General features: G+C 50.2%; 7 protein-coding genes. 1 reads left to right on the plus strand and 6 read right to left on the minus strand.

Annotated elements, in window-relative coordinates; all coding sequences use genetic code 11:
* The first annotated feature begins 2 nt into the window (after positions 1-2).
* On the plus strand, positions 3-1,169 hold the full coding sequence (locus tag HNQ47_RS09170; RefSeq protein WP_183329100.1) for a phosphoglycerate dehydrogenase: 1,167 nt from the start codon (positions 3-5) through the stop codon (positions 1,167-1,169).
* Between the two features lie 72 nt (positions 1,170-1,241).
* Here the strand turns inward: HNQ47_RS09170 and HNQ47_RS09175 are convergent, their stop codons facing one another.
* The 6 genes from HNQ47_RS09175 to rpsK form a co-directional block, all read right to left on the minus strand.
* Positions 1,242-2,486: a DUF1015 domain-containing protein gene (locus HNQ47_RS09175; RefSeq protein WP_183329101.1), complete on the minus strand. Its 1,245-nt coding sequence runs from the start codon at positions 2,484-2,486 to the stop codon at positions 1,242-1,244.
* A 23-nt stretch (positions 2,487-2,509) separates the two neighbouring features.
* On the minus strand, positions 2,510-3,409 hold the full coding sequence (locus tag HNQ47_RS09180) for a DMT family transporter (protein ID WP_183329102.1): 900 nt from the start codon (positions 3,407-3,409) through the stop codon (positions 2,510-2,512).
* Positions 3,396-5,138 carry an ABC-F family ATP-binding cassette domain-containing protein gene (locus HNQ47_RS09185; protein ID WP_183329103.1) on the minus strand — a complete coding sequence of 581 codons (1,743 nt, stop codon included), beginning with the start codon at positions 5,136-5,138 and terminating at the stop codon, positions 3,396-3,398. Before HNQ47_RS09185 ends, HNQ47_RS09180 begins: the two co-directional genes overlap by 14 nt.
* 35 nt (positions 5,139-5,173) lie before the next feature.
* On the minus strand, positions 5,174-5,536 hold the full coding sequence (rplQ, locus tag HNQ47_RS09190; RefSeq protein ID WP_183329104.1) for a 50S ribosomal protein L17: 363 nt from the start codon (positions 5,534-5,536) through the stop codon (positions 5,174-5,176).
* An 11-nt stretch (positions 5,537-5,547) separates the two neighbouring features.
* On the minus strand, positions 5,548-6,504 hold the full coding sequence (locus HNQ47_RS09195; protein WP_183329105.1) for a DNA-directed RNA polymerase subunit alpha: 957 nt from the start codon (positions 6,502-6,504) through the stop codon (positions 5,548-5,550).
* Positions 6,505-6,518: 14 nt separating this feature from the next.
* Positions 6,519-6,800: 30S ribosomal protein S11 (rpsK, locus tag HNQ47_RS09200; protein WP_183329106.1), on the minus strand; the 282-nt coding region annotated here is incomplete at its 5' end.

Raw genomic sequence — 6,800 nt, forward strand, 5'->3', positions numbered from 1 at the left:
CCATGTTTAATATCAAACTCTACAACAACATTGCCAAGATCGGTCTGGATGAATTCACTGATCAATACAAATACGGAGAAGACATCGAAAACGAAGATGCCATTCTGGTCCGCAGTGCGAACCTGCACGATCTGGACTACAACCCGAACCTAAAGGCCATCGCCCGTGCCGGTGCCGGCGTCAATAACATCGACATCGAAACCTGCACCAAAAAAGGCATCGCCGTCTTCAATACCCCGGGCGCCAATGCCAACGCGGTCAAGGAACTGGTTTTCGCCGGCTTGCTGCTGGCCAGCCGCGATATCTACGGCGGCATCTCCTGGGCAAAATCCCAGACAGGAAATGAAAACCTGGCCAAAGACATGGAAAAACAGAAAAAGAAATATGCCGGCAACGAACTGAAAGGCAAAAGCCTGGGCGTGATCGGGGTCGGCGGTGCTATCGGACGCCGCGTAGCCAACCTGGCATTACGATTTGACATGGAAGTTTACGGCTATGATCCATTCATGACCGTCGATGCCGCATGGTCCTTGTCCCGTTATGTCAAACATGAAAAAGAAATCGAAGGCGTATTTAAGAATGCGGATTTCATCACCATTCACATTCCGCAGAATGAAAAGACCATGAACACGATCAATAAAGATACCATCGCCCAGATGAAAGACGGTGTGAAGATCCTGAACATGGCCCGCGGCGGATTAGTGAATGAAGCCGATATGCTGGAGGCGCTGGACAGCGGCAAAGTTGCCTGCTATGTCACAGACTTCCCGACACCGAAGCTGGCTGCACATCCGCACTGCATCCCAATTCCGCACTTAGGAGCTTCCACTGCAGAAAGTGAAGAAAACTGTGCCGTGAATGCAGCCAACGAATTGATGAACTACCTGGAATACGGCAACATCGTCAACTCTGTCAACTTCCCAAAAGCAGAAATGGAATGGAACGATGCCTTCCGGGTAACGATCCTGCATGAAAACAAACCAAAGATGATCAGTAAGATCACCAATGCCTTTGCGGACACCAACAACATCGAAAACATGGTCAATAAATCCCGCAACGATATCGCCTATACCATGCTCGATTTATCCGACCGTCCAAACGATGAAGCGCTCAAGACCATGGAAACCATTCCAGGCGTCATCCGCGTACAGACATTCTATAAGAAATAATAATGAGCTGTCAGCTAAACTGACAGCTTTTTTTATCTAGAACATCAAACAAAAAAGCACGTTCTAACGTGCTTATCGTTCGATTTCATGAATAAACAAACCGCTCAACAGTTTGGGTTCAAACCAGGTCGACTTCGGCGGCATCAACCGATTTGCATCTGCTACGTTCAGCAGTTCTTTTACATCGGTTGGATACATCGCAAAGGCCGCCGCTTCCTGATCTGCCTGATCGACCCGCTTTTCCAGCTCTTTCAATCCGCGGATACCGCCCACAAATTCAATGCGCTCATCATTGCGCGCATCCTGAATGCCTAGCAGCGGATCTAAGATTAAATTCTGAAGCAGATCTACATCCAGGCTCTGTACAGGATCGTTTTCAAATGGTTCAATGACTGCCTCCCGGAAATCCAGTCGGTACCACTGATCACGCATATACATGGTCATCTGATGACGGCAGGACGGATGTTCCGCCTTTGCCAACGGTGCAATTGTACAAACGGTTTTCAGCCGCTGCAGCCATTGTGTCCGATCCATCCCATTGAGATCTTTCACGAAACGATTGTAGTCATAGATATGCAGCTCATCTTCTGGAAATAAGACTGAAAGAAAATAATTAAATTCTTCTTCACCGGTATAATTTGGATGTTCCTGACGCCGCTTCAGGCTGACCTTTACAGCGGATGCCGCCCGATGATGACCGTCCGCAATATACGTTGAAGGCACGTCCTGAAAAGCCGTCTCGATCGCTTCTGCATCCGCTTGAACGACCCAGACCCGATGACGGATGCCATCTAGTATAAAATCATAGATGGGCTCGTTTTGTTTATTTTTCTGCATCAAATTGGCCAAAGCCGGTGTCTGCCGGTACATCAAATATATCGGTCCTGTCTGCGCTGAAAGCGTATCCACATGATTGATCCGATCCTGCTCTTTTTTTGCGGTCGTCTTCTCATGTTTTCGGCATACACCGTCGATATAATCATCTACGGCCGATACACCGACAAAACCAGTCTGCACATGGCCATTGTCCGTCAGTTCATACAAATAGAAACAAGGCACATCATCCTGCACCCAGATTCCCTTCTCTCTTTGCTCCTTCAGCATCGCATCCGCTTTTTGATACACCGGCATTGAATACATATCCGTATCCGGACTGAACTGGGTCTCCGGCCGGTCAATGTTCAAAAAAGACAGCGGTGCATCTTTTACCGCTGCCGCTGCTTCTTCACGGGAAAAGACATCATACGGCAAGGATGCGACCTCTTCCGCCAGATCCGCCCGCGGACGGATCGCCCGAAATGCTTTTACTGTTGCCATAAAAACTCCTCTTTCCTATTGTATCATGCTTCCCGTGCTTTGGTTACCGTATAAATTCCTAAAGTGACAAAGAACAGCGCCGTCCACGTATCCCACGCAAACGCCGCACTATATTCACGCAGCACAAACGCCGAAATGAAAACACCGAAAATCGGGATCGAACAGGCAAAGACCGACACCTGACTGACCGGATTCTTTGAAAGCAGGATCCCCCAGATCGAATAAGCAACGGCCGAAAGAAAGCCCAAATACAGCAGCACCAATACACCCGGCAGACAAACGGACAGATGGCCGCCCATCATCCAGCCGATCAGTGACAGAGCTGCACCGCCGGCCGCAAACTGCCAGCCGCTGAGCATGACTGGATGAAACCGTCTGGTGAACACTTTGATAAAATTCGCTGACAAGGCACTGCTCACCTGCGCGATCAGCACCATCGCATCCCCGAAGAAATGCCCCTGCACACCTTGCCGGTTCATCCAGAAAATACCGAAAAATCCCAGCAGACAGCCCAGTACCTTACGCCCGGTCAGCTGCTCGGTCCGAAAAATCAAACATGCCAGGATCAGACTGAAGAAGCTTGCCATGCCTGAGATGATCGAACTGTTGACGCCGCTGGTATGCGCCACACCGATATAGTAAAACAAATACTGCAGAAAAGTCTGAAACAAAGCCAGACACAGCACCGCCGGCACAGCGGATGACGGCAGTTTCATCTGATCCCGATACACGATCGAGCCCATCAGCAGCACCATCAGTCCGGATAAAAAGAAACGCAGTCCCGCAAACAATAAAATCGAAGCCGTATCATCCGCTACAATCGCAAACAAACGATAACCCGTTTTAATAAATGGTGCTGCACTGCCCCATAATGCACAGCACAACAGTGCGAAAAGCACCACATTCCGCTTATTGGTCCACATGATCGGCCTCTTTCTTTTCTTCCAGTTCCATCCAGCGCAGCGTCTTTTCCTCTAAATCTGACTCCGCCTGCTCACGTTTCTGTACCAGCTTTTCCATCTGCTCAAAATTCATTGGTTCGGACATCGCCTGATTGAGTTCATCAATCTCATTTTGAAGGTATGTCATTTCCTGATTCAGTTGTTCCAGTTCCTTCTGCTCCTGATAGTTCAATCCTGTCCGCGGCCGATGCCGGCGCGGTTTTGGTTTGGGTTTTGGTTTCTCTTCCTGCACACGATAATCACTGTAGCCGCCCGGAAAGCCGCGCCATGTTTTATCCGGTTGGTACACGAAACAAAAGTCACAGACCCGGTCCAGAAAATACCGGTCATGCGAAACCGTCAGTACAGCGCCTGGGAATGCATCCAGATAATCTTCCAGCACATCCAGTGTCAGTAAGTCTAAATCGTTGGTCGGCTCATCGAGCAGCAGGATATTCGGCGCCTGCATCAGCACCCGGCATAAATACAGCCGCCGGCGCTCCCCGCCCGATAAACGATCGATCGTCGTATAATGCATCGAACGCGGAAACAAAAACCGTTCCAGCAGCTGCGCCGCCGTGATCTTTTCTTTTCCGGTATCGATCACATCGGCTGCCTTGCGAATATAATCGATCATCCGCATGGAGACATCCACCTGAGAATCTCCCTGCCGAAAATAACCGATCTTTACCGTCTCGCCCCATGTGATCGTCCCTTCGGTTGGTTTTAAATCACCGGCGATCACATTCAGCAGGGTCGATTTCCCGCAGCCATTGTGACCGATGATACCGATCCGGTCCTGCCGTTTCAATTGATAGGAAAAGCCGTGAAACAATTCATTGGAACCATACGCAAAACCAAGATCCTGCCATTCGATCGTCTTTTTTCCCAAGCGCTGCGAAGGTGCCTGCAGCTTCAATGTCTGCTCCTGCTGTTTCCGACGATGCTGCCGCAGCTCATCAAACCGTTTTAAACGTCCCTTCTGTTTGGTCGAACGCGCCTGCACACCGGCCCTTACCCAAGCCAGCTCTTTACGGTACAGATTCCGATATGCTCGTTCATCGGCTGCTTCCTGTTCCACGCGGGCTTCTTTATCCTGTACATATACCTCATAACTGCCATGATGCACATATAAATGCCCCTGTTCCAATTCAAAGATCTTCGTGCAGACCCGATCCAGAAAATACCGATCATGCGTCACCATCAAGACTGCACATTTTCGCCGGATCAATTCATTCTCCAGCCACTCTACCATCATTTCATCCAAATGGTTGGTCGGCTCATCCAACATCAACAGATCGCAGGGGACCGCCAGCCCGCAGGCCAACGCCAGCCGCTTCTGCTGACCGCCCGACAGCGTATCGATCGGCGCTTCAAAATCCATCAAACCCAGCTTGGTCAAAATAGTCTTGAACACATAGTCTTCACTCTTTCCGTCCGGATCCGCTGCTTTGATCTCCTGCCAGACCGTCGGCTTTGAAAACTGCGGATTCTGTGAAATAAACTGCATCTTCAGCCCGTTTTTCCGCAGGATCGTACCGCCGTCTGCATTCATCTGACCGGCCAGCACCTTCAGCAAGGTGCTTTTGCCCGTTCCGTTCACACCGATCAATGCGATCTTCTCGCCCTCATCGATTGAAAAAGACACGTCCTCCGCAATCACCTTTTCATTGATTTTTTTATCCAACGCATCCACTGTCAATAAAACCATGATCTCACCTCAAACAAAAAGTGAAGCAGATTGCTCTACTCCACAAATTCGACAATAGCCATCGGGGCAGCATCGCCGCGGCGGATGCGTGTCTTCACGACACGGGTATAGCCGCCCTGACGGTCCGCATACCGCGGCCCGATCTCGCTGAACAGCTTCTGCAGAGCGGTCGTTCCTTCTTCATCCGTTTCTGCAGAGCGGACAAACGCTGCCGCCTGACGGCGCGCATGCAGATCGCCGCGCTTAGCCAACGTAATCAGTTCATCCATGACTGCACTGAGTTCTTTGGCTTTCATCTCCGTTGTCTCGATTTGTTCCGCTTCGATCAGCGAAGTCGCCATATCCCGGAGCATCGCCTTCCGATGATCGCTGGTACGGCCCAATTTACGATTTCTCATCCGGCATCCTCCTAATTTTCGTACGATTTAAAGTAAAGACCCAGCTGATACATCTTGTCTTTTACTTCTTTCAAAGACTTCTTGCCCAGGTTCTTCACATGCATCATTTCATCTTCGGTCTTCTGTGTCAGTTCATCGACCGTCTGAATACCTGCCCGTTTCAGACAGTTGTACGAACGAACGGAAAGATCTAAGTCCTCGATCATCATCGTATTGATCTTCTTGCTTTCTTCCGCTTCTTCCTGCGGTTCCATGAAGCTTTCTTCCATTTTCAGATCCGAAACCGTACTGATGACGTTCAGATAATCCATGCACTCCTGCGCAGCCGCGCAGATTGCCTCCAACGGCGTGACAGAACCGTCCGTCGTCGCAGTAATATGTACTTTATCGTATTTCTTATCAAAACCGATCCGTGCCGGCTCAGATAAATAATCTGCTTTTTCGATCGGTGTGAATGTCGCATCCAGCGGATAGACATCATCCCCCAAATTGAAATTGATCTTGTTGTCTTCGGCACTCTCATATCCCGTGCTTCGGGCAACGATGATATTTAAATGGAAATCCACACCCTTTTCCAGGTTGCAGATCACACGATCCGGATCCAGCGGTGACAGAGTTTCCGGGCAGATAATATCTGCAGCGGTGACGACAGCCGGACCTTTCTTTGCGATATGCACCGTCGTTACCGGCGTTTCATCGTTCTGGGCAAAACGGATCTCTTTCAAATTCAGACCCAACGTTACCACATCTTCCAGAACACCGTCGATCGTCAGCTGATGCGGATCAAATCCATCCATCAGAAAACCGATGACCGACGTACCCGGCAGCGTCATCAGCATCGACTGGCAAATGGTATTGCCGATCGTCGTACCGAAACCGCGTTCCAACGGTTCAAACACATAGGTTCCCGTATTGGTGCTTTCATCCAGGGATTCTTGGCGGAATACTGCTCTTTCAAATTCTTGCATCAAATCCTCCTATTCTATCCTCTCGGCTGTTTCGGCGGCCGGCATCCGTTATGCGGGATCGGCGTCACGTCATTGATCATCGTGATCTCCAGACCGGCTACCTGCAGCGCACGTACCGCTGCTTCCCGGCCCGGTCCCGGACCTTTGATCTCTACTGATACGGTCTTCATGCCATGATCCGCTGCGCTCTTTCCCGCAGCTTCTCCGGCTAACTGCGCCGCATACGGCGTCGATTTCCGGCTTCCCTTGAAGCCTAATGCGCCCGCACTGCTCCATGCTACCGCATTTCCATTTTC

The sequence above is a fragment of the Catenisphaera adipataccumulans genome (assembly GCF_014202755.1).
GTDB lineage: Bacteria > Bacillota_I > Bacilli_A > Erysipelotrichales > Erysipelotrichaceae > Catenisphaera > Catenisphaera adipataccumulans.

Excerpts from the sequence above, each read along its gene's own strand:
- HNQ47_RS09170 (WP_183329100.1), top strand. The coding sequence starts at position 3 with ATGTTTAATATCAAACTCTACAACAACATTGCCAAGATCGGTCTGGAT.
- rplQ (WP_183329104.1), bottom strand. The coding sequence starts at position 5,536 with ATGAGAAATCGTAAATTGGGCCGTACCAGCGATCATCGGAAGGCGATG.
- HNQ47_RS09180 (WP_183329102.1), bottom strand. The coding sequence starts at position 3,409 with ATGTGGACCAATAAGCGGAATGTGGTGCTTTTCGCACTGTTGTGCTGT.
- HNQ47_RS09175 (WP_183329101.1), bottom strand. The coding sequence starts at position 2,486 with ATGGCAACAGTAAAAGCATTTCGGGCGATCCGTCCGCGGGCGGATCTG.
- HNQ47_RS09185 (WP_183329103.1), bottom strand. The coding sequence starts at position 5,138 with ATGGTTTTATTGACAGTGGATGCGTTGGATAAAAAAATCAATGAAAAG.
- HNQ47_RS09195 (WP_183329105.1), bottom strand. The coding sequence starts at position 6,504 with ATGCAAGAATTTGAAAGAGCAGTATTCCGCCAAGAATCCCTGGATGAA.